19 protein-coding genes are annotated in these 24,375 nt (G+C 46.5%); 13 read left to right on the top strand and 6 right to left on the bottom strand.

Going from position 1 to position 24,375, the window contains the following annotated elements; genetic code table 11:
- Positions 1–111 precede the first annotated feature (111 nt).
- A complete protein-coding gene (locus tag LZG72_RS01410; RefSeq protein ID WP_233866629.1) occupies positions 112–969 on the top strand; it encodes an SDR family oxidoreductase in 858 nt (285 codons plus the stop codon).
- Between the two features lie 53 nt (positions 970–1,022).
- On the opposite strand, the gene LZG72_RS01405 is transcribed toward LZG72_RS01410, so the two are convergent.
- The 4 genes from LZG72_RS01405 to LZG72_RS01390 form a co-directional block, all read right to left on the bottom strand.
- Positions 1,023–1,451 carry a response regulator gene (locus LZG72_RS01405; protein ID WP_233866627.1) on the bottom strand — a complete coding sequence of 143 codons (429 nt, stop codon included), beginning with the start codon at positions 1,449–1,451 and terminating at the stop codon, positions 1,023–1,025.
- A 26-nt stretch (positions 1,452–1,477) separates the two neighbouring features.
- The gene (locus LZG72_RS01400; RefSeq protein ID WP_233866625.1) at positions 1,478–3,304 is read right to left on the bottom strand and encodes a sensor histidine kinase; all 1,827 of its coding nucleotides are present in this window, start codon (positions 3,302–3,304) and stop codon (positions 1,478–1,480) included.
- Positions 3,305–3,313: 9 nt separating this feature from the next.
- A complete protein-coding gene (locus LZG72_RS01395) occupies positions 3,314–7,186 on the bottom strand; it encodes a PAS domain-containing hybrid sensor histidine kinase/response regulator (protein WP_233866623.1) in 3,873 nt (1,290 codons plus the stop codon).
- A 238-nt stretch (positions 7,187–7,424) separates the two neighbouring features.
- On the bottom strand, positions 7,425–7,601 hold the full coding sequence (locus LZG72_RS01390) for a DUF6496 domain-containing protein (RefSeq protein WP_233866622.1): 177 nt from the start codon (positions 7,599–7,601) through the stop codon (positions 7,425–7,427).
- 114 nt (positions 7,602–7,715) lie between these two features.
- Here LZG72_RS01390 and LZG72_RS01385 point away from each other — a divergent pair, with 114 nt between their 5' ends.
- Both LZG72_RS01385 and LZG72_RS01380 read left to right on the top strand, forming a co-directional pair.
- Positions 7,716–9,056 carry an amidohydrolase family protein gene (locus LZG72_RS01385; RefSeq protein WP_233866621.1) on the top strand — a complete coding sequence of 447 codons (1,341 nt, stop codon included), beginning with the start codon at positions 7,716–7,718 and terminating at the stop codon, positions 9,054–9,056.
- A 27-nt stretch (positions 9,057–9,083) separates the two neighbouring features.
- Entirely contained in the window at positions 9,084–9,452 is a 369-nt protein-coding gene (locus LZG72_RS01380) for a VOC family protein (RefSeq protein ID WP_233866620.1), read from the top strand.
- Positions 9,453–9,502: 50 nt separating this feature from the next.
- Here LZG72_RS01380 and LZG72_RS01375 read toward each other — a convergent pair whose 3' ends face one another.
- On the bottom strand, positions 9,503–10,381 hold the full coding sequence (locus LZG72_RS01375; RefSeq protein WP_233866619.1) for an alpha/beta fold hydrolase: 879 nt from the start codon (positions 10,379–10,381) through the stop codon (positions 9,503–9,505).
- Between the two features lie 237 nt (positions 10,382–10,618).
- Here LZG72_RS01375 and LZG72_RS01370 point away from each other — a divergent pair, with 237 nt between their 5' ends.
- From LZG72_RS01370 to LZG72_RS01335, 8 genes are all read left to right on the top strand, one after another.
- Positions 10,619–11,608, top strand: coding sequence for a hypothetical protein (locus LZG72_RS01370; protein ID WP_233866618.1), 990 nt, complete (start codon positions 10,619–10,621; stop codon positions 11,606–11,608).
- Positions 11,608–12,771: a glycosyltransferase family 4 protein gene (locus LZG72_RS01365; RefSeq protein ID WP_233866617.1), complete on the top strand. Its 1,164-nt coding sequence runs from the start codon at positions 11,608–11,610 to the stop codon at positions 12,769–12,771. Before LZG72_RS01370 ends, LZG72_RS01365 begins: the two co-directional genes overlap by 1 nt.
- Before the next feature lie 45 nt (positions 12,772–12,816).
- Positions 12,817–13,965, top strand: a complete 1,149-nt coding sequence (locus tag LZG72_RS01360) for a glycosyltransferase (RefSeq protein WP_233866616.1) — start codon at positions 12,817–12,819, stop codon at positions 13,963–13,965.
- 59 nt (positions 13,966–14,024) lie between these two features.
- Positions 14,025–14,951 (top strand): glycosyltransferase family 2 protein, encoded by a 927-nt coding sequence (locus LZG72_RS01355; protein ID WP_233866613.1) that lies wholly within the window; start codon positions 14,025–14,027, stop codon positions 14,949–14,951.
- Positions 14,908–15,474 carry a WcaF family extracellular polysaccharide biosynthesis acetyltransferase gene (locus tag LZG72_RS01350; RefSeq protein ID WP_233866609.1) on the top strand — a complete coding sequence of 189 codons (567 nt, stop codon included), beginning with the start codon at positions 14,908–14,910 and terminating at the stop codon, positions 15,472–15,474. The genes LZG72_RS01355 and LZG72_RS01350 overlap by 44 nt, the downstream gene beginning before the upstream one ends.
- Positions 15,471–16,208, top strand: a complete 738-nt coding sequence (locus LZG72_RS01345; protein ID WP_233866606.1) for a glycosyltransferase family 2 protein — start codon at positions 15,471–15,473, stop codon at positions 16,206–16,208. Before LZG72_RS01350 ends, LZG72_RS01345 begins: the two co-directional genes overlap by 4 nt.
- A gap of 148 nt (positions 16,209–16,356) precedes the next feature.
- Positions 16,357–17,562 (top strand): MraY family glycosyltransferase, encoded by a 1,206-nt coding sequence (locus LZG72_RS01340; RefSeq protein ID WP_233866603.1) that lies wholly within the window; start codon positions 16,357–16,359, stop codon positions 17,560–17,562.
- A 95-nt stretch (positions 17,563–17,657) separates the two neighbouring features.
- Positions 17,658–19,928, top strand: coding sequence for an NADP-dependent malic enzyme (locus tag LZG72_RS01335; protein WP_233866600.1), 2,271 nt, complete (start codon positions 17,658–17,660; stop codon positions 19,926–19,928).
- Between the two features lie 160 nt (positions 19,929–20,088).
- Here LZG72_RS01335 and LZG72_RS01330 read toward each other — a convergent pair whose 3' ends face one another.
- Positions 20,089–21,948, bottom strand: a complete 1,860-nt coding sequence (locus tag LZG72_RS01330; RefSeq protein ID WP_233866597.1) for a glycoside hydrolase family 2 protein — start codon at positions 21,946–21,948, stop codon at positions 20,089–20,091.
- A gap of 167 nt (positions 21,949–22,115) precedes the next feature.
- On the opposite strand from LZG72_RS01330, the gene LZG72_RS01325 reads away from it, so the two are divergent.
- Both LZG72_RS01325 and LZG72_RS01320 read left to right on the top strand, forming a co-directional pair.
- On the top strand, positions 22,116–23,174 hold the full coding sequence (locus LZG72_RS01325; RefSeq protein WP_233866594.1) for an isoaspartyl peptidase/L-asparaginase family protein: 1,059 nt from the start codon (positions 22,116–22,118) through the stop codon (positions 23,172–23,174).
- A 101-nt stretch (positions 23,175–23,275) separates the two neighbouring features.
- Positions 23,276–24,373, top strand: a complete 1,098-nt coding sequence (locus LZG72_RS01320) for a T9SS type A sorting domain-containing protein (protein ID WP_233866591.1) — start codon at positions 23,276–23,278, stop codon at positions 24,371–24,373.
- Positions 24,374–24,375: the final 2 nt, after the last annotated feature.

Raw genomic sequence — 24,375 nt, 5'->3', positions numbered from 1 at the left:
TTTTCCGGTGTCCGGCAGCATTCAGGGTGTGAAAAACTTTGCTCATCCATGCTTCTGGCACATCCTTTTTGTCGGGCGGGTTTCAAAATTTTAAACTTAAATAATACACTCATGAATTATCAGATAGATACTCAGGGACAAACACAAGACGTACAGCCCGGCATTGAAGCGATCATGGATCCGGCCCCGATCGTGATCCGCGAAAACTACCGGGGAAGTGGAAAGCTGCAGGGTAAAACAGCACTCATTACCGGTGGCGACAGTGGTATCGGGCGGGCAGTTGCAGTGCATTTCGCCCGCGAAGGCGCCGACGTAGCGATTGTTTTCCTGGAAGAAAGTCAGGATGCGCGGGAAACCAAGGCAATGGTGGAAGCAGAAGGAAAAGCATGCCTGCTGATCCCGGGAGATATCCGGGACGAATCGTTCTGCAAAGAAGCGGTAAGCAAGACGGTGGAGCAATTTGGCAAAATTAATGTCCTGGTCAACAATGCGGCCGAGCAGCATCCGAAAGAGGATATACGCGAAATCAGCGCATCGCAGCTGGCCGACACTTTCGCCACCAATATTTTTTCATTTTTCTTTTTTACGCAAGCCGCATTGCCGCACATGGCAGAAGGCGACACGATCGTCAACACCACTTCCGTAACCGCATACCACGGCAGCCCATCTTTGCTCGACTATTCGTCCACGAAAGGTGCGATTGTGGCATATACCCGCTCATTGTCAGGATCTTTGGCTGAAAAAGGCATTCGTGTTAATGCAGTAGCGCCGGGCCCGATCTGGACGCCGCTTATTCCGTCCACATTTGATTCGGAACGAGTTGAAAAGTTCGGGAAAGACACGCCATTCAAACGCCCCGGCCAGCCGAGCGAGGTAGCGACGTGTTATGTATTTCTTGCATCTGAGGATTCTTCCTATATGAGCGGCCAGGTACTCCATCCAAATGGAGGGCAAGTTGTAAATGGGTAACGTATTCGTTGTAAATGGGTAACGTGTTAAATCAAAATGACGGTCTGAATATGCTAAACCGCATTCGGGCTGTCATTTGCTTTTATATCGTCGTCCGCAGCAGGAACATAGGAGAGTGCCGTTTCTATCGAACCGAGGAGGTTCAGTTGCCGGTAAGGCTTTGTGATATACGCTGCCGGAGAAGTTTCCATTGCCCGCCGGACCGTTTCCTGGTCGACATAAGCACTCAGGTAAATGATAGGCAGATCCGGTTTTAGCTCCCGGACTTTCAGGGCCGTTTTTACACCATCCATATCGCCTTTGATATGAATGTCCATGACAACGAGATCCACTTCTTCACGAGACATAAAGTCTAAAACCTCCTGCCCGTTATCCGCGATTCCAACCACCCGGTAGCCCGCCCGTTCCAGGGTTTCCTCCAGTCCCATTGCCTGAATTGCCTCGTCCTCGACGATCAATATGCTTACTTTCTTATCATTCATAACTCTTGGTGACAGTATGTATACCGTCAAACAGCACCACTAAGTTCCGACAAAGGAACTTCTAGCACAAACTTAGTACCATTAATAATCAGCACCTTACATTGTCCATCGAGTTGCTTGGCTAGTATTTTGACCAATTTAATGCCAAATGAGCTCCCCGGCCGCTCCCAGGTTTTCATATCGATTCCGGGCCCATTGTCCGCCATTTCAAGATAAAGTTTTTCCCTTTTATCAAGAATTACAGTTAGTTTGGGAGCCTCCACATCCTGATATGCGTGTTTGAAAACATTGGTGATCCACTCATTTACGATCAGACCCAGCGGCATTGCGGTATCAATATCCAGCCGTTCCACACCCACGGTCAAATTCAGTTCCAACTCCTTTTCATCTACTCCAAAACTCTGCATGACGCTTTCAACCAGATTCGTCATATACTCTTTCATGTCCACCAGATTAGCATTGTCATGGTTGTATAAGCTTTTGTGTATCAACGACATCGCCTCAATCCGCTGCTGCCCGGTCAGAATGGTTTGCCTCGCATCTTCATCCGTCAGGCGGTTTGATTGCAGGCTTAGCAGGTTGGAAACGGTTTGTAAATTGTTCTTCACCCGATGGTGCAATTCCTTCATCAGCACCTTCATTTTTTCAGATTGATCGGCAATTTTCTGATTGTTGACCTTTAAATTCTCATTATTGCGCAGGATGATCCGATACTGAAATATCAGAAAAACCGATAGTATCAGGAATGTTCCCAAACCGACCAGTGCCCAGACAGTTTCCCTGGTTTTTGTCTCATTAATCAACCCTAATGCGCTGATCTGCTGATCCTTTTTTTCTGCCTCATATTCAACCTGAAGTTCACCTACCTGGCGCACGTTTTCGAGTACACGTAACGAATCTCTGATTTCGCTGTACCGGGTGTATGCCAGCAATGCCTGCTGATAATCGCTCGTGGATTTAAGTGCCTGGTATAAATAGCTGTAAATTTCCATTTGCCTGAATGGGTTATTCAGGCCCTGAGCGATCCGGAGCGCCTCGCCCAGGTATTCGGTCGCTTTTTCGATATCATTATTATAAAGATGTACCTGTGAAAGCCAGGTATAGCTATATGTGAGTGAAAGCAGCTGGTTGTATTTTTTGGCGAGAGTAATGCCCTTTGAGACATAAAAAAGCGCTTTATCCATTTCCTTTCGTTTCACATACACCTGCGCGATGTTGTTGTAGTACCCAATTCGGTGGCGTTCCAGCCGCGGAGAAGATTCCGCGATCTTAAGTCCCTCCAAATGCATATGTAAAGATCTGTTTATCAATGCGGTATCCTTTGTATTGGCGCCTATACCCTGGGTAAACATCGCTTTCAGCCGCATCATATAAATAATGGAAACCGTATCGCCGATCTCGGTGGCGACGCTCATTCCGTTGTCTACCGCCGACATGGCCATGTCATAATTGTGTTTTTCTTTATGCAAATTTCCGATCACGCCGTAAATGTCCGGGATCTCCGCGGGCAGCTTCCAGCGTTCCGCGTTGGATAAGGCATGAATGGCCAGTCGCATTGCTTCTCTGTGATTGCCAAGTCTCCATCTTGCCTGCGCCTCGTATCGCTCTCCCCGCACAATCGCCTTTTTATCATGGACACGCAAACCTTCTTCTTTCATTTTTTCAGCAACGACGAGCAACGAGTCCGGCCAGGCCGACACGTATTCCTCGGCTTTTGCATATAGATCGGTCAGGTTTACAGGGGATATTCTAGCGGTGGCCACTGCCCGTGCCTCATTCGGCTGGCAGCCCGAAAGCAGTGCAGAAGAGATTAAGATCAAGAAAGAAAAAAACAGACTGTATAATTTTTGCATTCTCCGTTATTAAACGTTGACGAGCCATTTCTGAATTGCAAGCTCCAGCGTGTCTTTGACAACCGGTTTGGTAAGATAGTCATCCATACCGGCTTCCAGGCACTTTTCCCGCTCACCTACCACTGTTCCCGCAGTCAGCGCGATAATGGGCACGTGTGACTCTGTTTCCAGCATCCGTATCCCTTTTGTCGCTTCATAGCCATTCATTTCGGGCATTTGAATATCCATAAATACAATATCCGGATTGGATTTGCGGAACTGCTCGATGGCTTCCAGCCCACTGGCGGCTTCCACCATGGTCACATCAGGAAGTATCTTGATGAGCATGGACTTAACCAGTATCATATTGATTTTATGATCCTCCGCAATCAGCACAGTCACTTTCCCCAACCCAAATTTTTTCTGCTCCATTAAATGCTCCTTTTCCAGCCGGAGAGGAGTGATTTCATTTTTACCGAGATTAGAAAGTGTGTAAAACAACTGCTGGATCTTGACTGGTTTAAGTAAGAAATGCTGAATGCCCAGTTCATCCCGGAGTATGGTCAGCATTTCGTCTTCAAAGGTGTCGTTCAACAAGATAATCGGCTGCTTTCGAAACTTTTCATCTGGCTGTTCTCTTATTTTCTTTATCGTTTCAACCCCGCCCATCTCCGGCATGTGGCAATCCATCAGGATCACGTCATATTCTTCCCCGGACGTGATGCATTCCAGGGCCTGATCCCCGCTTTGCACAAAGTCGGACGAAATGTCCTTATTGTCAAGCATATCTGCTAAAATATGTCCGTTATTCTCACTGTCATCCACAATGAGGATTCTTTTGATACCGTGCACATTTTCCCATTCAAAAAGATCTTTTCCCTGAACGGCAGTAAAAGTAACATCGAAGAAGAAAGTACTCCCCTTCTCGGGACTGCTCCTCAGTTCCAGTTTGCTGCCCATTAGTCCGAGCAGGCTGTTGGAAATGGTCAAACCGAGGCCCGTTCCGCCATATCGCTTTGTCGTTGAGGAATCTTCTTGTGCAAAAGCTTCAAAAATTCGTCTCTGGTGCTGAGGGTCAATGCCGATACCTGTGTCACGAACGGAGAACCGGAAACTGTTGTCCAGATCGTTCACCTTTTTTACCAGCTCAATCCGGAGCTCAATTTCACCTTTCAATGTGAATTTAACCGCATTACTCAGCAAGTTTACCAATATCTGCCGCAACCGGAGCGAATCCGCCCATACAAAATGCGGGATCTCGGCAGGAATATTCAAAAGCATTTCAAGGTGCTTCTGCTGCGCCTGATACGCCACCATATCGGCGACCTGCCCGCATACCTCCAGCAAATCCGTTTTATCAAAAGTCAGCTCCAGCTTTCCCGCTTCGATTTTGGAAAAGTCGAGAATGTCGCTGATGATATCCAGGAGCGAATTGGCGGACTGGAACACCATCGACATGTATTGCTGCTGGGTTTCATCCAGATTCGTCTTCATGAGCAGGTCCGTGAAACCAACCACGCCATTCAGCGGTGTACGTATCTCATGACTCATATTTGCAAGAAATTCCGACTTCATTTTGCTTGCTGCCTCGGCATGCTTCCGGGCCTCATGCAAGTCCGTTTCCACCCTTTTGCGAATGGTAATGTCCCTCACCACAGCCTGAATGATCGTCTGATCGTTGACGCTGATCTGCGTGAGCAGCACTTCTGCTATAAATGGTTCGGCGTCTTCGCCAAACCGTTTGAACACCCATTCGACACTGTGGCTGCCTTTGTCATAGGCGAACTGGATATTGTCTCTGATCAACTGTAAACTTTCCGCATGTTCGTCCGCATTCTGTACTCCCGACAATGTTCCCAGCGACATTTCCCTCAGATGTTCCGGAGATTCGATCCCAAACATTTTCAAGGCTGCTATATTGCAGTCCAGGAACCGGTCCTTGTCAAAAAGAATTACCGCATCGCTGGTCGAGTTGTAAAGTCCCCTGAATTTCGCCTCTGAATTGAGTATTTCGACCTCCGCCTTTTTACGTCTTGTAATGTCCTGAAATGCACCATAGATACGTACACAAACCCCATCTTTCATTTCGGGCTTTCCGATGGTCCTTACCCACAACTCGTTTCCTTTGGCGGTGACTATCTGCAGTTCATGGTCCCAGGAGGTACCATTTGCTATACCCTCCCGAACAACCCGCCTGACCGTATCCCGACTCGGGCCTTCCTTATAAAAAAGAATGGCTTCTTCCAGCACAGGCTCCTCATCCTGATCGAATTCATGCAATTCCTTCGTTATCGAAGACCAGTACAGGCCTTTTGTTTTCAAATTAAGCTCCCACCCTCCGATCCTGGCCACCCGGTTCGTCTGTTCGAGAATGTCCGTAATGCGCTTCAACTGGTCTTCGGATTTTTTACGCGCCGTGATATCCCGTTCTACCGCAATGAAGTTGATGCACGCTCCGCTGTCGTCGAAAACAGGGGTTATTTTAAGGTCTATCCAGTATTGTTCGCCGGTTCTCGTATAACAAAGAATTTCTTCCTGCAGGATTTTCAACAGTTTGAAATTCTGGTAGATACGCTCTACCGTTTCGTGGTCCGTTTCCGGGCCTTTAAGCAGACCCGCCCGGTCCCTGCCCTTTATTTCCTCCAGGTTATATCCCGTCCGGGATTCAAATGCTGTATTTACCCATGTAATGCGGCCGAGGCTGTCTGTAATAACAATGTAATCGGTTGTATTTGAGGCGACAAAGGCGAGTTCTTTTAACTTTTCTCTCGAATTGCGCAGTTCGGTGATATCGTGGCTGGTGAGGATAATCCTTCCGCTGCCCGGGTCGATATTCGCGGCTGTGTTGCTCCACGACCAGTTTCCGTTTTTATGACGTATCCGGTGCTCCACGCCGCCTGATACCGGCTGGCCGGTTTCCACGGTGACCCTCAGGGCCTCGCTACAAACTTCAATATCCTCAGGATGAATGAACTGAGTAAACGATTGCCCCAGCGTTTCGGCAAGGGAATACCCGTATACAGAAGTCCAGCTGGGCGAAATGTAGGTAAAAACGCCTTCTCGGGAAATGGTAAACAGAACATCCTGCATGTTGGAAACCAATACGGAAAGATCTCCTTCCACCATGGTCTGTCGTGTGATGTCATAACCGACGCAGAAAAGCTCCCGTACCGTACCCGTTTCGTCGGCGATCCCTGTAAATTCCCAGCGGGTCGTTTTAACGCCATCGCTAAACGTTTGCTTTCTGATCTTTGTGGAATGGGGCATTCCCGGTCTGACCAGACATTGGTTACCCACAATGCGGCACTTATCAATATCTTCCGGGACAATCCCCACCAGAGAAGAGGTACCGATAATTTCATCCCTGCTTACTCCGTAAAAATTGCAGTAACTATCGTTTGCATGAAGGTAATTCCCGTCTGTATCGATGCCGACTACGTAGATAGAAGTCGCGTTCGATAGCAAGGAATAAAGCTGCGTATTGGTAGGAGATTCCGGCACCGGGGCCTCCTGGTTATGTTTTATAAACCCGGTGATAATCAGTGCCTCAGCTAAATCCGTGTCGAAAACGGCGATCGATTGGAGCCGAAAACGGATAAATTTTCCTGTATTGCTTTCTATTCTTAATTCACCTTTCCAGTCGGAGGTACTCTGTTGAAAATGGGTAACTGTTCGCTGTCGGTACCTGGCGAATTGCTCCGTTGCCAGGAGATCCGCCAGACTGCCGGGTTCGCTTTCAGGATTTAATATGGAGATAGCTGCGAGTAGCTTGTTATCGGCCCAGTAGCTTCCGGAATCGGAATGCTGCCAGATCAGAAGCCCATCTACCGCATGATCCTGAACGAAATCAAAAACCGCCTCATTCCGCATCAACTTGAAAAGCGCTTTCCTCAAATTATTCATACTAAAATGCTTCCTGGGGTTTTAGATAGTCTCTACAGGATTACGGCCTCACAATATAGTCCTTTTTGAAATCAAAAATTACGGCAGGTTAACCACTAAAATTAACAGATTTGACATATACTTGAATAGATACTACAAAATTTTATTATTCCGTCTCAACTTCGTATTGTTTATTTTAAAATACAAAAAATCCTTTTCCTCTTGAACTGAGGAAAAGGATTCCAGAAATAGTCGTATCTCAGTCTTTCTTCTTCGGCACTTTTGCACCCTCCTTTCGCGCTTCCGACAAGCCGATTGCAATGGCCTGTTTTTTGGAAGTCACTTTTTTTCCCGAGCCGGATTTTAGCGTGCCTTCCTTTTGTTCATGCAGTACTTCTTCGACTTTTTCACCTGCTTTTTTTGAATATTTTGCCATAACCACAGTTTTTAATGGATTGATTATCTAACTTACTTTTGACTCCGTTTATACAGAAAACAGTGCCATTTAAATACAAAACCTATACCAGAACTTACGTAAATCCGAGTACCTATGATGAGAAAATGGAAGATAAATTGGGCATTAATAGCTTGCCTTTCAATACCTTTACTCGGATTGGCCCAATCCAAAGCCGTTCTTTTGAAGAATGTGACACTGATCGACGGGACCGGGTCTGCCGGTAAACCGAATGTAGACCTGCTGATTTCAGACGGCCGCATAGTAAGTATTGGAAAGCGCTTGAAAGGTAATGGTGCCCAGGAAAAGGATCTTAGTGGAAAAACGGTTATCCCGGCGCTGATATGCGCACATGCCCACGTCGGGACGCTAAAAGGAACTACCTCTTCAGCGGAAAACTACACCCGCGAAAATATTCTCCGTCAACTCAAAAAATACCAGGATTATGGCGTGAGCTCCGTGCTGGTAATGGGCACCGACAGGCCTTTGATTTTCGACGGAATGCGGGATTCGACCGTTGCCGGACTGCTTCCGGGAGCCAGGCTTTTTTCAGCAGGTTACGGTTTTAATACGCCGGACCCTAATCCCGGATCGTGGATGAACTTGCTCCTGCGGCCGGCCACTCCGGAAGACGTTCCCGCGATGATGGAAAAGCTGGCAGCGGTAAAGCCGAGCGTTGTTAAAATTTGGGTGGATGATCATGGCGGCGGGCAAAAGATGAAACCGGAAATTTACAAGGCCATTATCCGTGAGGCACACAAACGAAACATCCGCGTGGCTGCCCATTTATTTTATGTAGAAGACGCCCGCGCCCTGACCGAAGCCGGTATCGACATTATCGCGCACAGCATCCGCGATAAAGAAGTGGACGCCGATCTGCTGAGTAAAATGAAGGCAAAAAAAGTTGTCTATATTCCCACGCTTTCGCTCGATGAGTACCAGTTCGCATACGCATCTTCACCGGACTGGATCAATGACGCATTTTTTAAAGCTTCCCTGGAACCGGGAGTTTTTGAAATGATCACCAATAAAGCCTATGGAGAGAAGATCAAAAATTCGCCCGATTACCCAAAGAATATAGCAGCAAATAAAACCGCTTTGATCAATCTGAAAAAGATTTTCGACGCGGGCATTCCTGTTGCATTGGGAACCGACTCGGGCGCATTTCCGGTGCGGACACAAGGTTTCACCGAACATCTTGAAATGGAGCTGATGGTCCAGGCCGGATTGACGCCGTTGCAGGCCATCACCGTCAGTACCCGCAATGCCGCACGTGCATTGAAAACGGACGGCGATTACGGAACATTGGAAAAAGGGAAGAAAGCTGATCTGGTGATCCTGTCTGCCAATCCGGAAAAAGACATTAAAGCATCGAGAGCGATCGAATCGGTTTGGAAAGATGGCATCGAAGTAAGTAAAGGGCCATTAATTAAATAGTTTAAAAGCAATATATTCTCTTTCAAAATGAAGATTGGATTTAAAAGACTGGATCACATTATGCTGTGCTTTCCGGAAGGCAAGGAAGAAGAAGCACGTGCGTTTTATGGCGGCGTACTTGCACTGCCCGAACTGACAGACCTGGGATACCCGTTACCAAACGGAGCAATCTGGTACCAAATGGGAAATATCCAGCTGCATATACGTGCCGAAAACAGCCACGAACTATCTCAGCGCCATCCCGCCTTTGAGGTGCATGACCTGGAAGCTGCCCGCGAAGTACTTGAAAGCAATGGAGTTACCGTAAAATATGAGAGCAAAATTCCCGATAGAAACCGGTTCTCATTTCGCGACCCATTCGGGAACCGGATCGAGTTTATTGAAATGATTGCATAAAAAAGCGGCCGGGATTTCTCCCGGCCGCTCTGCATTTAGAACGTTGTCATTTAGGTTATTATATCTGTGTACGGATTACTGATTGTCACGGTCTGCTGGTTGATAAACTGGATCAGATTCTCATTCAGCCTTTCTTTATGTGTTATAAACAAACCGTGCGGCGCACCTTCGTATACAATGTACTCGGCACCAGGCAACATATCCGACGTGCGGTTGCTGCTCGCCTCAATGGGTACTGTTTTGTCTGATTCTCCGTGAATGATGAGAATGGGTACGTCCATCAACGCTACTTCATTTCGGAAGTCGGTTGAGCTGAAACTCCGGATGCATTGTGTAGTTGCACGGCCTGATGCCTGTAATGCAAGTATGGAATGCCACTGAAGCAACTCTTCGCTAACCGCATTGTTGAGCAGGGAAACACCATAAAAGCTTTTCCCGAATCCGGCCAGGAATTTCGGCCTGTCTTCTTCCACTTCTTTCACGAAACCATCGAACATTTCCTGCGGCAAACCTTCCGGATTGTCGTCGGTTTTCAACATATAAGGCAGTACCGTGCTGATCAGCACCACTTTGGAAACCCGCGAACTGCCATAGGTAGTGAGGTAGCGGACTACCTCGCCGCCTCCCATCGAAAAGCCGACAAGTGTCACGTCATGCAGGTCGAACTCATCAAGTACCGCTTTCAGATCCGCTGCGAGCGTACTGTAATCGTAACCGTTCCAGGGCTTGTCCGAGTGTCCGAACCCACGCCGATCGTAGGCAATGCACCGGATCCCGTGTTTCGGAAGCACATTAAACTGATATTCCCACATTTCATGGCTGAGAGGCCACCCGGAAATAAAAACGACGGGCTTTCCTTCTCCCACTTCGTGAACCAGCAGTTTAACCGGTTCCCCTGTAACTCCTGTTTTTGATTCGATATACCTCATGAGATTTGGTTCTTTAAGATGAATGTGTATGGTTCTGTCCAAATTATCATTCCAAGGCTTTTTTTGCCACGGATGCACGAATTGAATTCGTGTGCATTCGTGTATCCGTGGCATTATTTAGCGAACGAAAAGGCAAAAAGTCGTAATTGGAAAAAGTAATCCTAAATTTGCAGACACGTTCGACGCAGAAAAGAACTTCCTTTGATATTAAAATATATATACGGATTTTTAATTGCAATGGCCATTCTTGCGGCCGTCGCAGAGGTTGTTTTGAGACTTGCTTTTGGTTTTTGCAACTCCCCGCTTTACGTTTCCGATCCTGATTTTGAATACATATACGCCCCCAACCAGGACGTAAAACGCTTCGGCTCGGTGCTCCGCACCAACTCTTTTTCCATGCGCAACGACGAAGTGCTGCCAACCGACACTTTAGTAATACTGCTGATCGGCGATTCGGTCGTAAATGGCGGCAGCCTCACGGATCAGGAAAACATCGCTTCCACCCTGCTTGAAAAACGATTCCTGAAAGATTTCAACAAGCGTGTGAGAGTACTGAATATTTCGGCCGGCTCGTGGGGGCCTGATAATATGGCCGCATATCTGAAAAAATTCGGTCTCTTTCATGCAAAACTAATGTGCCTGGTAACCAGCAGCCACGATGCCCACGATATCATGTCGCATCAAAGTCCGGTAGGGATAGATCCTCAGATGCCCGCTAAACAATATCCCGTAGCATTGTATGAGCTTTGGGACCGGTACAGATGGATGTTTTTTTATTATTTCAATACCATTTTCTTTGCCCCCAACGTGCCGCAGGATTCAATCGTGGCATCTGGCGATTCACTGAAAAAAGATTCCGTGCAGATTAAAAAAGATTCCGTGAAAACGCAGAAGTTAAATAATGCCGGCATCCGCAAACCCGGACTGGGATTCAATCCCGGCTATGAGCAGCTTTATGAAATGGCCAAAACAAACAACATTCCCTTTTTCATTTATTTGCATCCGGAAATATCAGAAATCGAAATGGGGCATTTTAATGATCAGGGAGATGAGATCATCGATTTTGCCAGAGAACGGAATATTCGGCTGATCAACGAATTTCAGTTGGGGATCAGGAAAGACCTTTATCGGAAAAGCGATGTAGTCCATTATAACGATGAAGGCCAGATTTTCCTCACCGATAATTTGTATCCGTTGTTCAGGGAATACCTTAAACCAAGTCTGTAATGCGCATTCTCATTATTCACAATCAGTTATGGGCGCATTATAAATCCAGGCTTTTCAGTGAAATCCAACAGGCACTTCACGAAAAAGAACCGCAAAGTGAGCTGCTCGTTGCGCAGATCGCCCTGCATGAAGCCAGCCGGGCAGGAATGAAAAACGACGAGACGATCCGATATCGTTACCCATATCAGGTTTTGTTTCGCCGCAGCCTCGAAAGTGTTGGGTTTCAGGAACGGTTAAAGGCGTTGTTCACCGTTTACCGCGAGTACAAACCGACGGTACTCAACATTACCGGCTATTTTGATATGGCGCAGGTTGCATTGCTATTTTATGCGCGCTTAAATGGTGTGAAAGTGGTAATTTCCTCGGAATCATCCCCGCTCGATCATACGCGTTCGGGCTGGCGTGAAAGTTTGAAGCGAATGATCGTCAACCGTGCCAATGGTTTTTTTTGTTTTGGTAAAACATCGGCCGATTATCTCGAAAGTTTAGGTGTGAAACCCGCCCGGATACTCGTACGAAATGCAGCCGTGGTGGACGAAAACGTGATCCGGGCTAATTTTGACCAGGCGAGAGCTGAACTTAAAAACGGCCTCGGCATCTCAAATGCAAACCGGACGTTCATTTATGTAGGCAGATTGGCCCCGGAAAAGAATCTGGAATTGCTGATCCGCGCATTTGATCGTGTAATCAAAAACACAGATACTTCTCAGCAATGGAAATTGACACTGATCGGTGAGGGCCCCGCGCGTGCGGCGCTTGAAAAGCAAGTAAATGGCTTGAATATCAGCGAATTAGTTCATTTTACAGGTGGTTTTCCCTGGCACCAAGTACCTGCTTGGCTGGCGAAAAGCGATGTGCTGATTTTGCCAAGTAAATCCGAACCGTGGGGGCTTGTAGTGAATGAGGCGATGATCTGCGGAATGCCGGTGATCGTATCTGAGAAATGCGGCTGCGTGGCCGATCTTGTGAAATCTGAGGTGAATGGTTTTACTTTTGACCCCGAAAATCAGCAGGAACTTGAAGCAGCCATGCAGTATTTCATAAAAAACCGGGAAAATATTCCGGCAATGGGCGCAGAGTCAATGAAACTGGTTGCGCCGTTTTCCTCAACCAAAGTGGCCCGGGAAATGGTAGCAGGCTACAAAAAGCTGATTAATAAATAGCTTTCTCACGAAGAATGCTTTAAACACCCGAATTTGACGCGACGAATGCGAATTTTAAATATTTGTGCTTATACCTGGGCAATCGGCGGACCCGCCCGGATCATTTACGACCACACCACCGAAGTCCTCGCCGCGGGACATGAAGTAACCATTCTTAGTCCAATGACGCCCGGAGAGAAAATGTATCCGGCGCCCAATGGTGCGAAACTGGTCGCATGTGCCCGCACGACACCATTAAGCGATATCTATCGCGAGTTTTCGATCGAAATGTACCAGTATTTAAAGGCGCATGTACACGAATACGATGTGGTACACATGCACGGGATCTGGCATTTTGGAAGCCTGGCGCCTTTTTTAATTCCGAACAACGCCGTAAAAGTCATTACCATTCATGGTTTGCTTGATAAATGGGCCGTTGCGCATAGCAAATGGAAAAAGCAGATCGTAACGCTTTTGTATCAAAAAAGATTGTTAGGAAAAGCTGACCTGATCCAGATCAACAACACGGACGAAGAAGAAGATGTGATCCGTTACCTGGGCTACCGACCGAAAAATATGGTCATCGTGCCAAATGGGATGAAACTTTCCGATTATACCGATCTCCCCGCAAAAGGTATTTTCAGATCCAAACATGGCATTGCCCCGGATCAGCAAATGATCCTTTTTATGGGCAGGTTAAATATTAAGAAAGGTCTGGACCTGCTGCTTCCTGCGTTCCTGAAAATTCATGAGACTGTACCTAATGCGATTCTCATTCTCGCCGGACCTGATGATGGCTATCAAACGGAGACGGAGGAATTTATCAAAAAACATAACCTTGGCCACCGGATAAAGCTGGTTGGAATGCTTACAGATACGATAAAAAAAGAGGCATTTTCGGACGCTGATTTGTTTGCACTTCCGTCCTATTCCGAAGGATTTTCCATCGCCGTGCTCGAAGCCATGACTTGTAAAATACCGACAGCCGTGTCTGACCGCGTAGGCTTTGGAGATTACATTCGCAAGTATGATGCCTCCTCATTGACTCCGCTGACAGTTGACGGCGTGGCGGACGGTATTCTTAAAATATTACAAGATAAATCTTACTCAGCAGAACTTGTAAAACGCGCCTACGCGATGGTAACTGAAAATTTTGACATAAAAGTAGTGGCCAATCAGTTATTGGAAGAATACAAGAAGGTTATGAAAAAATAAGTATATTTGATTTTCTAAGTAACCGAAATTCGGCAAAACTATACCGTTCCACACTGGGTATGATTGATTTATCTGTCATCATTTTGACAAACAATGAATCCAAACACATTGAGCGTTGTATTAAAAGCCTGCTTCAGATAACAGACAAGATTTTTATTGTGGATTCCTTTTCCACAGATGATACCGTGTCGCTCGCCAGAAATTTAGGCGCGGCAGTCATGCAAAATCCCTGGGTTTCCTATTCATTCCAATTCAATTACGGCATTCAAAATAATCCGTTCAAAACGAAATGGCTGATGCGGATGGATGCCGACGAATACCTCACTCCTGAACTCGCTGCCGAGTTGAATGCATCTCTCGCCAATGTTGCCGAGGAAGTGTCCGGCTTATATGTGAAACGCCGCGTTATTTTTATGGATAAATGGATTCACAGAGGCGGCTACTACCCCATTTGGCTTTTGAGGATCTGGCGGAATGGACTCGGAACTTGTGAAGAACTCTGGATGGATGAGCATATCAAACTCAGCAGCGGCATAACACAACAATTGCAACACGATATCGTAGATCACAACCTCAATAATCTGACGTGGTGGACGCAGAAACATAACAATTATGCAATACGTGAAGTCATTGATCTACTGAATATTAAGTATAATTTTGATAGTAAGGAAACCGTTACTCCCAGCTTCTGGGGGACTCAGGAACAACGTACACGGTATCTGAAAGTCAAGTATGCGGGAATGCCGCTTTTTACCCGCCCATTCATCTATTTCAGCTATCGTTATTTTCTGAAAGGCGGTTTTCTGGATGGTGGAAAAGGTCTTATCTGGCACATTTTACAAGGATTTTGGTACCGTTTCCTGGTAGACGCGAAAATTTACGAGGTTTATTACCGCGCAGGGAAAAATAAAGAACAGATTGTTGCACATTTCAGGACAGAATATGGAAAAGACCTTAAAAACCCAAACCAATCTGTCCGGGTATAACAACAGCTGGTATCAGCCCGGAAGTGTGTTTAAACAGGTTATCTGGTACATTTTAGGACGACTATTTGTAAATACCTATTTGCCATATCCCTCGGCATTTAAGGTTTGGCTCCTGAAAGCATTTGGCGCACAGATTGCGAACGGTGTGGTGATCAAGCCAAAAGTAAACATCAAATATCCGTGGTTTTTGAAAATTGGAGCTCATACCTGGATCGGTGAAAAGGTGTGGATCGACAACCTCACAATGGTGACTATTGAATCAAACGTATGCCTATCCCAGGGCTGCATGCTTTTGACCGGCAATCACAATTACTCTAAAAGCACTTTTGATCTGATTGTCAAACCGATAACATTGGAAAACGGTGTTTGGATCGGCGCGCAGGCAACGGTTTGTCCGGGAGTGAAGGCCAGGTCGCATTCAGTCCTGACTGTGAGTTCGGTGGCGACGCGGGATATGGATGCGTATGGGATTTATCAGGGTAACCCTGCAAAATATGTTAAAACAAGAGATATAAGCCATTGAAAGTAAGCATTCTTACCGTCGTCTATAATGGCGCAGCCACGATCCGGCACTGCATTGAATCTGTTTTGAAACAGGATTATTCTGATATTGAATACATCATTGTGGATGGTGGCTCGACAGACGGCACTCAGGAAATCGTACAGTCGTACGGCAGCAGGATTACCAGGTTTATCAGCGAACCGGACAGCGGAATTTACGATGCCATGAACAAAGGCATACAATTAGCATCGGGTGATGTGATCGGAATTCTGAACGCGGATGATTATTATGCTTTTCCGACAGTTATCAGCGAAATGGCGCAAGTAATGAGTTCGGGCCCATTCGACGGTATTTATGGCGATCTTGAATATGTTGATTCGCATGAAACGGTTAAGAGAAAATGGATTTCTGGCCAGTATGAGCCGGGTGCTTTTCTGAATGGCTGGATGCCCCCGCATCCGACTTTTTTTGTAAAAAAAGAAGCATATCGAAACCACGGCCAGTTCCGGCTTGACCTTGGCAGTGCTGCGGATTACGAGTTGATGCTTCGTTTTGTACATAAGGCAGGTGTTCGTATTGGGTATCTCCCTAAGGTTTTGGTAAAAATGAGGGTTGGCGGGGTAAGTAACAGTACATTAAAAAACAGGATTGCGGCAAACCGGAATGATTTAAAGGCGTGGGAAATCAATGGACTCAGGCCAAGGTTTTACACATTGTGGCTGAAACCGTTACGAAAGATATGGCAGTTTATTTAGAACAATTTCAGGAAAGACGCATAGCCGTTCGCTAAAATTATTTTGATTATCAGCCATTTGCATATTTTTTATATTAAATTAATTTACGTCATTTGAGTACGACTTTTCCTTCGTTACTCAGCGCACTTCACTAACATTGGCAGACACTATGGAATTAAAATTACCCTTACAGATATTGAGCGAAGGAAATTTTAGCAACATTATTCATCACGATGTCTATCAATGCTTGCTTTCCTTCCTGATAGCCTGTTTCTTATCGATCATTTCCATTCCCATTATCATTAACCTGTCAAATCTTTTACACCTGACAGCTAAACCGGGTTTCAGAAGTTCACATGAAACCGAAACGCCGACACTGGGTGGAATTGCCATTTTTGCAGCAACACTGATCGCCTATTTTCTCTGGCCGCATTCCGAAAACATACTCGACTCCAATCTGATCAGTCTGGCGATGACCGGGGTGATTATCTTATTTTTTCTTGGGATAAAAGACGATATTCTGGCGGTTGACCCGACTAAAAAACTGATCATCCAGATATTCGCATCACTGATCCTGGTGGCGATGGGGAATTTCAAAGTCGATAATTTTTACGGAATCTTTGGCATTCACGGCGTTTCCGATTTTATCAGCATTCCATTGACCGTTGTGATCTTTATCGCCATTATCAATGCGGTAAACCTGATCGACGGCATCGATGGCCTGGCGGGCGGCATAAGCCTGATCGCGGGTTTAGGGTTTGGGATCTGGTTTATTCTCAACGACCATTTCTCTTTCGGCTGTCTGGCATTTGCCATGTCGGGATCGTTGTTAGGATTTCTCCGGTTTAATTTCTCCAAAACGAGCAAGATATTTATGGGGGATACCGGTTCACTGATCGTCGGGTATTTGCTTTCTATATTTTCAGTCGAGTTTTTATCCCTGAATGTCGGTTACCTGCATGATCCGAATGCCTATTTCAATGCGCCGATCATTGTGATGGTACTGTTGATCGTCCCGATTTTCGATACGCTACGGGTGTTCATTGTACGGATTTTCAAAGGTGGCTCCCCTTTTGTAGCAGACCGCAACCACATGCACCACATCCTGATCGACAACGGGTTGAATCACTTCTGGGCTTCGTTTTCATTGTGGATGGTCACCATTGTCAACACCACATTGTTCTTTGCATTTCACGGAAACATTACCAATACAGCCTCCCTGTATATCTACATTTGTATGTTTGGCGCGTACATGCTTTTTGCCTATGTATTAAAACGGCGTGTGGTTTCAGTGAAGAAGAAAAACCTGGTGAGCAGCCATTCTTTCAAAGATTCAGACGTTCCGTCTTCCAGCAATTCACTCCGGGATCTCTGACCGGAAAACCGCATTTATCGTTGCGATAGCGCCTCGCCATCCATTGCCATCTATCGAATGTTTGTACCTTAGCGCGAAATTATTGGCTAACAGGTATGAACAAAAAGATCAGAAAAGAAGACGCGCTATACTACCACTCCAAAGGCAGGCCCGGTAAAATCCAGGTCATTCCAACCAAAGAAACCAGTACCCAGCGGGACCTTTCACTTGCGTATTCTCCCGGCGTCGCCGAACCCTGTCTTGAAATCGCAGAAAACGTAGAAAATGCTTATCTCTACACTGCAAAGGGCAATCTGGTGGCAGTTATCAGCAATGGTACAGCCGTTCTCGGACTTGGGGACATCGGCCCGGAAGCATCCAAACCGGTAATGGAGGGTAAAGGTCTGCTCTTCAAAATATATGCAGACATCGATGTATTCGATATCGAATTGAATACCAAAGATGTCGACGAATTTGTGCGTACCGTCAAAATCCTCGAACCTACTTTTGGTGGCGTCAACCTCGAAGATATCAAGGCGCCCGAATGCTTTGAAATTGAAGCCAGGCTTAAACAAGAATTGAATATCCCGGTGATGCATGACGACCAGCATGGAACGGCCATCATCAGTGCCGCCGCGATGTTGAATGCACTGGTACTCGTCAAAAAAGACATTGATAAAATCCGCGTGGTGGTTTCCGGCGCCGGGGCATCTGCCGTTTCGTGCACAAAACTCTATATTTCTCTGGGTGTGGATCCGAAGAATATCGCCATGTTTGATACAAAGGGCCATATTCATCTCGGTCGTACCGATTTGAGTGACATGAAAAGACAGTTTGCAACCGAAACCTCCTATGATTCGCTGGAAGATGCGATGAAAGGCGCGGACATATTTCTTGGGCTTTCCACTGCCGACATTGTTTCAAAAGAGATGGTGAAATCGATGGCAAAAGACCCGATTGTGCTTGCCATGGCCAATCCAAACCCTGAAATTCCGTACCCGGATGCGGTGGAGGCACGGGAAGATGTGATTATGGCAACAGGCCGCTCAGATTATCCCAACCAGGTTAATAATGTGCTTGGCTTCCCCTACATATTTCGCGGCGCGCTCGACGTGCGTGCGACGGAGATCAATGAAGAAATGAAACTGGCCGCGGTTCACGCATTGGCGGATCTTGCCAAAAAACCAGTTCCGGATATCGTTAACCTGGCCTACAATGAAACTAACATTGTTTTTGGCAAAAATTACATCATTCCAAAACCCGTAGATCCGCGACTTTTGACAACCGTTGCACCGGCCGTTGCGAAAGCTGCCATTGCTACCGGCGTTGCCCGTAGGATCATCACCGACTGGGATGCGTACGAGCAGGAGCTTTCAAGCAGACTTGGACGTAATGAGCAGATTTCCAGGGTGATCCTGAATAAAGCGAAACTCGCGCCAAAAAGAGTTGTTTTCGCTGATGCGGAAAATATCCAGGTACTTCGTGCCGCGCAGCAGGTGCGTGATGAAGGTATCGCGATACCGATTTTGCTCGGAAGCAAAGAAACGATCCAGAATCTGATCGTGGAAAGCAAGCTGGACCTGAGTGATGTGGCCATTGTCGATCCTCGTGCCGAAGAAAATGCGGATATCATCAACCGTTACGCGGATGCGCTTTTTGAAAAGCGTAAAAGGAAAGGATTAACGCCCATAGAAGCGCACCGGTCCATTTATTTCAGAAGTTATTTCGGGTCGATGATGGTGGAAACGGGAGAAGCCGACGCACTGATTTCCGGACTTACCCGTACTTATCCCGACACGATCCGTCCGGCGCTGCAAGTGATTGGGAAAGGTCCCGGTGTAAATAAGGTAGCTGGTATGTACATTCTGCTGACACCAAAAGGACCGCTTTTCTTCTCCGATACGACCGTCAATCTCGACCCGACTGTTGATGAAATCGTAGAAATTACGGAATTGACTGCGAAAGCGGTCGAACGTTTTAACATTCAACCGCGCATTGCGCTGGTAACTTACGCGAACTACGGAAGTGCTAGCGGGCACGACGCGGAGAAAATGCGTGACGCGACTGCGATCCTTAAAAAACGGAACCCGTCGATGATCGTGGAAGGTGAAATGCAGGCGCATTTGGCTTTCAACACCACGCTTTTGAAGGAAAACCATCCATTCAGTGACCTCGTTGACGGAGGAGCAAACACCCTCATTTTCCCAAACCTTTCTGCAAGTAATATCGCCTACAACTTATTGAAAGAAGCCGCCGGACTTGAAACGATCGGGCCAATTTTGTTAGGTATGAAAAAACCTGTGCACGTTTTGCAGCTGGGAAGCTCCGTACGGGAAATCGTGAACATGGTTGCCATCGCCGTCGTGGAGGCGCAGATGAAGGGGTAATATGTCTCCCCAGGCGAACCGAGCGGACCTCATTAGCCGAATCTTAATGTACTAATTTGTCACATTGAGCGTAGTCGAATGCGTTATCTGACATGGATAACGCATTCGACTGCGCTCAATGTGACAAATCTATCAATGTGACAATACTATTAATCTGGTACTACTTCAACTTCACCAGCCCCGGATTATAAAGCGGCGCGTGAATTTCTTTCAATTTCGCCTCCGGGAATTTGATTACTTTTCGATCATAGGTCATCAGACCATTGATCTCGACTTCCACGTCCGTGGTCTGCGTGTAAACCGCCGCCGACAATCCCATTTTGATCAAAGATTCAAATTTCTGAATGAATGAGGCATACTTTGCATAAAGTTCTTCCTGCGTTTTGAAACTCTGATATCCCCAATTATCTTTTTGCTGCCAGGTATGTTTGTCAACCGGCAGGCCTAATCCACCAAATTCTCCCAAAACAATAATCTGTTTCGCCCCGAAAATCTCTGGGCTTGGCATCACAGGCGCGGGATAATTGTGCAGGTCGATGATATGCCCAACCGGATAAAAATTTCCGCCGCTCGCACTATTCACAAGTCTCGTCGGATCGTACTGCATGGTCCAGTTTGTAATCTCCTCGGTCTTAAATTGCCCCCAGGCTTCATTAAATGGCACCCAGACGACGATGGATGGAAAATTCCTGTTTGCATCCATAATCGCCTTCCATTCAGACTTGAAGATGGCTTCCGATTCGGGCGTACGTTCTTTATCCGTAGCTGAACCCGCAATTCCCGGACGTGGCTCCCAGTGGTTACCCATATCGCCGCTCGGCATATCCTGCCATACCAGCATACCCAGCTCATCGCAGTACCGGTACCATCTTGCCGGCTCCACTTTCACGTGCTTTCTGATCATATTGAAGCCCATTTCCTTCGTTTTCAATATGTCAAATTTTAAAGCTTCGTCCGTCGGCGCGGTGTACAGTCCGTCGGGCCACCATCCCTGGTCGAGCGGGCCGTACTGGAAAAGAAATTTGTTGTTTAACGTCATGCGCTGAATCCCATCCTGGCCAGCCTGCATGCCTATTTTACGCATGGCGAAGTAGCTTTTTACCTCATCGATCACTTTTCCATTCCGGGTGACGGATACTGTCAGATCGTATAAAAAAGGCGAATCGGGCGACCACAATTTTGCATTGGAAATGGTCAGCACTGCATCGGTTCCCGGCGTTACTTCCTGCTCGGCCACGCGGTTTGTTCCGTCCATTGCTACTATTTTAATCTTATCCGCCGCACCCGCATTTTTAAGGTCTGTTTTTACGGTTAAAGACTGTTTGTCGATATCAGCGGTCGGTGTGATCCCAGAAATGTAGCTCGTTGGCACTGTTTCCAGCCAGACGGTTTGCCAGATACCGGTCACAGGTGTGTACCATATACCATGCGGATTCTTGATTTGCTTTCCACGCGGCTGAGGCCCATCACTGCTCGGGTCCCAAACTTTTACAGTAATTTCCTGCTGTTTCTTTTTGACAAGTAAATCAGTAATATCAAACGTAAACGGGTCATAACCACCCTGATGCGATCCGGCAGGTTTGCCATTTACAAACACGTCACATTTCCAATCAACTGCTCCGAAATGCAGCAATACGCGTTGATCTTTAAGTTTTGGAGAAAAATCAATGAGTCTGTTATACCAAAGTACACTGTCTTTACCAACGGTCCTGCCCACTCCCGAAAGTGCGGATTCAATTGCAAATGGTACCAGTATCTGGCCTTCAAAAGCCGTTGGTTTTGTCTCAGCAGAACTTTTCGGCACAATGGCATAACTCCATAATCCATTTATATTCTGCCAGTTCTGCCTGACGAGTTGTGGCCGCGGATATTCAGGATGCGGATTTTGAGGTGTTACCTTCCCGGCCCATTGCGTCACGATTTTTCCCTCAACGGGTTTCCAGCCCGCCGGCTTTTGTTCCTGGGAAAACCCACAGAAACTTATCGCGAAGGCGCCTAAACAAAACAGTATCTTTTTCATCCGTGTTTCAGTTACTTAATTTTTTTAATAATACATTTCCAAAAGGTAGCCGCCAAAAGCCTCTACTGTTTTCCGATCGCCGACCGGCCCGCAAAGAACTGAAGATTGTTTTTAAGTTTAATGGAGTTTAGTGATTAGATTTGAAATAACTCACTCAACTCAAATGCATGAAAAAGCTTCTCCACATACTCATTACGCTGACCTCTTTTACCGCCGCGGCGCAAGATTCTTCAGATAAGATTACGCTCGTCATTCATGGCGGTGCAGGCACGATCACGCGTGCCAATATGAGCCCGGAGCGAGAGAAAGCATATCGGGAAGTGTTGAACATCGCTTTGCAAACAGGATATAACGTTTTGAAACAAGGCGGTACGAGTGTGCAGGCCGTCGAGGCTACCATTCATATCATGGAAGATTCGCCGCTTTTTAATGCGGGCAAAGGTGCTGTTTTTACCAATGAAGGAAAAAATGAACTGGATGCATCCATTATGGAAGGTAAAACTATGAAGGCGGGAGCTGTGGCGGGAGTAACGAATATCAGAAATCCCATCAGCGCTGCCATTGCGGTTATGGAGAAATCGGAACATGTGATGATGGCCGGAAAAGGAGCTGAGAAATTTGCAAAAGAACAGGGCCTCAAAATTGTAGACCCCTCCTATTTTTATACCGAAGCACGTTACAAGGCATTGTTAAAGGCTAAAGAATCAGAAAAAACGGAACTGGACCATGACGCAAAGGAAAAGGTGATTAAGAAAAACCAAAAAACCGGCGCATTGAAGCCTGACGATCTGATCTTTACCGAGGGTAGGAAGTTTGGAACGGTAGGTTGTGTCGCATTGGACAAGTTCGGCAATCTGGCCGCGGGCACCTCGACCGGCGGGATGACAAATAAAAAGTATGGCAGGACTGGAGACGCGCCGATCATCGGGGCGGGAACCTATGCAAACAATGCGACCTGCGCCGTTTCCGCGACGGGGCACGGCGAATTTTTCATTCGCTCAGTCGTTGCACACGACATTGCTGCATTAATGGAATACAAAGGATTGTCCGTCAAAGAAGCTGCGGATGAAGTAGTTATGAAAAAATTGGTTGAACGTGGCGGAGAAGGCGGTGTAATTGCTTTAGATAAAAACGGAAATATAGCCATGCCTTTCAACAGTGAAGGTATGTACCGGGGTTACATTAAAAGTGATGGGAAAAGCGAAGTGCTCATTTATAAAGATTAAAGGCAACTTTTTCTGACTATGTAACCGGTTTTTTAATACAAATTCAGCGCCTTTCGACGTTCTGATTTCAGTATAGTTTCCATGAATTCCTTTTCGATTATATGAAATCAGTTTACAGGATTTTTCTGCTGATTGCCTCATTTGCCCCACTTTGTCACGCAACGCATTTCAAGGGTGGTGAAATTATGGCGAGCCATGTTTCCGGACAGAATTACAAAGTTACTGTCCGAATATATATGGACCTGCAAAACGGTGAGGGAGCTGCGAACTCACAGAACTCTGTGCTGGTATGCTTTGGTGATGGCGCTACCGGCGAACTTCCACGGACTACATCCACGAATATTGGCGGCAATATCCTCGTCGCTGATTTCGTCGGTACGCATACATACAGTTCTTCGGGGAATTTTCAAATATCAACATCCATCGATAATCGGGGAACGGGCATTCTGAATCTGCAAAATCCCACACTTTCTCCTGCTTTTTTGTGGACTGTTATTGACACTCAACGAGCCAACTCTACGCCTGTGATGCCTAATCTCTTGCTTGTAGCAGGCGTCAGGCAGGTATTCTCTCTTGATTTGAAGCCAACAGTTGCCGATCAGGACAGCATCAGCATCCGGGTTCACCGGCTTAGCAAAGCCTCTCCCGGTACGTGCGGCGTGCGGATGATCGAGCATGGATTTATGTTTCCGAATGAGGTAAGCAGTACCGGTACTTTCAGAATTGAACAAAACAAACTGGTCTGGAAAGCGCCAGAACTGCTTGGGAATTACTCTTTTGCGATGGTTGTGGATGAATGGCGGGATGGTGTAAAAATATCGGAAACTTACCGTGAAGGAATTATTTCCGTGATCGACAAGCCGGGAGAAACAGTTGAAATTCCACCTTATATATCTGCGGAATATGGTAACGCAATTACCTCAGCCCCACATGTAAAATCGGCCGAAGTTTCGATTGCTGTCGAGGCATATCCGGTTCCTACCCAGGACTTTGTGACTGTTAAAGCGTATAGTAAAACCAGGTCAATCATCCGTTTGCAACTTATTGATCTGAGTGGAAGGGTTATCAGGGAGATCGCTACTAAAAATCCGGAGATATTGATGCAGGAAGAATTTGATATGAGAAATCTGGCAAGTGGCGTTTACCTGATCCGTGCAGACAATGCCAGGGAATCCGCGACACAGAAACTGATCCGCTAACC

The sequence above is a fragment of the Dyadobacter sp. CY323 genome (assembly GCF_021390245.1).
Lineage (GTDB): Bacteria > Bacteroidota > Bacteroidia > Cytophagales > Spirosomataceae > Dyadobacter.
The sequence above is the reverse complement of the archived record's forward strand: the minus strand, read 5'-3'. Positions and strand labels throughout refer to the sequence as shown.